This window comes from Stenotrophomonas sp. STEN033 (genome assembly GCF_056856655.1).
Map to the genome: position 1 here is coordinate 1 of NZ_JBXFWM010000125.1, position 2,473 is coordinate 2,473.

Annotated in this window: 1 pseudogene; it reads left to right on the forward strand. The window is 62.8% G+C overall.

From position 1 onward, the window contains the following. Window positions 1-102 precede the first annotated feature (102 nt). A pseudogene (locus tag AC1VXC_RS21010) lies at window positions 103-2,361 on the forward strand (methylmalonyl-CoA mutase family protein); the annotation flags it as partial. Window positions 2,362-2,473 lie beyond the last annotated feature (112 nt).

Here is a 2,473-nt window from a genome sequence, read left to right on the forward strand (position 1 = left end):
CCCCGCGGTGTTGTCTGCGCTTCCAAACGACCACAAACCGGCGTGGGCCCGGGGTGTTTTCCCCAAAAACCATCCTCGACCCCCGGTTTTTTTCCCCCCCCCCCCAACATCGACACAACCCTCAAAGAGCCGCGCGCAACCGTCCTGATACCGGGCAGCCGCGTGCGTTACCTGGCCGAGATCGCCGAGCAGGGCCGTGGCATCAACGCCCGCATTGAATCACAGGCAGAAGTGGCCGAGCGTGCACAGAGCCTTTGGCAGGCGCTGCAGGAGCTGGGTGATGCAGCGCAGCCGGGTGCCCTGGACCTGTACGCAGGTGATGCACTGACCGATGCAGGCGTCGACAACAGTATCCGCACCCTGCGCCAACGCTACAACGATGCCGTGCAATCGCTGGATTCGGACGCACTGCGCCTGCTGCGTGAGTGGCCGGCACGGCTGAAGTCGATCACCGAGCCGGTCAACGAGTACCAGGTGCGCGGCAAGACCATCCGCGTCGAGAACTACCGCGAGTCGCTGAGCCACCAGCAGATCCCCAAGATAGCCGCGCCCACCTACCGTAGTTGGGGCGAGCTGCTGGTCTTCCTGCAGAAGGAGAACCTGCCCGGCTCCTATCCGTATACCGGCGGCGTCTACCCGTACCGCCGCAGCGGCGAAGACCCGATCCGCATGTTTGCCGGCGAAGGCACGCCGGAGCGCACCAACCGCCGCTTCCATTACCTGAGCGTGGGCCAGCCGGCCGCGCGTCTGTCCACCGCCTTCGACAGCGTCACCCTGTACGGCGAGGACCCGGCGCCGCGCCCGGACATCTACGGCAAGATCGGCAACTCCGGCGTCAATATTCCTACGCTGGACGACATGAAAAAGCTGTACTCCGGCTTTGACCTGTGCGCGCCAACCACCTCGGTGTCGATGACCATCAATGGCCCGGCACCGATGATCCTGGCGATGTTCATGAACACCGCCATCGACCAGCAGATCGAGAAATACCTGCAGGAAGATCCCGCGCGCTGGGCCGAGGCGGAAGAGAAGATCGCGAAGCTTTTCGAAGGCCGCTCACGTCCGCAGTACCACGGTGAGTTGCCGCCGACCAACAACGGCCTGGGCCTGGCCCTGCTGGGTGTCACCGGCGATCAGATGGTGGATGCCGATACCTATGCGCGGATCAAGGCAGAAACCCTGTCCACCGTGCGTGGCACCGTGCAGGCCGACATCCTCAAGGAAGACCAGGCGCAGAACACCTGCATTTTCTCCACCGAGTTCGCGCTGCGGATGATGGGGGATATCCAGCAGTACTTCGTCGACCACAAGGTGCGCAATTTCTACTCGGTGTCGATCTCCGGCTACCACATCGCCGAGGCCGGCGCGAACCCGATCAGCCAGTTGGCCTTCACCCTGTCCAATGGCTTCACCATCGTCGAGTACTACCTGGCGCGTGGCATGAAGATCGACGACTTCGCGCCCAACCTGTCGTTCTTCTTCTCCAACGGCATGGACCCGGAGTACACGGTGATCGGCCGCGTGGCTCGCCGCATCTGGGCGCGCGCGATGCGCGAGCGCTACGGCGCCAACGAACGCTCGCAGATGATGAAGTACCACATCCAGACCTCGGGTCGTTCGCTGCACGCGCAGGAAATCCAGTTCAACGACATCCGCACCACGCTGCAGGCGCTATATGCGCTGTTCGACAACTGCAACAGCCTGCACACCAATGCCTACGACGAGGCGATCACCACGCCGACCGAGGAAAGCGTGCGCCGCGCGGTGGCGATCCAGATGATCATCAACAAGGAGCTGGGGCTGAATTTCTGCGAGAACCCGTGGCAGGGCAGCTTCATCGTCGACAAGCTCACCGATATCGTCGAGGAGGCGGTTTACAAGGAGTTCGAGGCGATCAGCGAGCGCGGTGGCGTGCTCGGCGCGATGGATACCATGTACCAGCGCGGCAAGATCCAGGAAGAATCGCTGTATTACGAGCACAAGAAGCACGACGGCAGCCTGCCGCTGGTCGGCGTCAACATGTTCCTGCCCAAGGAGCATGCCGGTGAAGTGGCGACCGAGATCGAACTGATCCGTTCGACGGAGGAAGAGAAGGGCCAACAGATCGAGAACGTGCACAACTGGCAGCGCAACCGCAATGCGCTGGCACCGGCGGGGGAGACCTCGCATGCACACGAGATCGAAGGCGCGGCCTCTGACGACGCGGTGCATGACGGTCACGGACTGGGTTACCTGCAGAAGACCGCGCGCGATCGCCGCAATGTCTTCGAAGCACTCATCGAGGCCGTCAAGACCCACAGCCTCGGCCAGATCAGCCACGCCCTGTACGACGTAGGCGGCGAGTACCGTCGCAATATGTAAGCGCCCCGCCAAAGGCGAATGTAGTGCCGAGCCATGCTCGGCAATCGCCTTAATGTAGTGCCGAGCCATGCTCGGCAGAGGCTTTGCCAGTAATGCCCCTGCCGAGCATGGC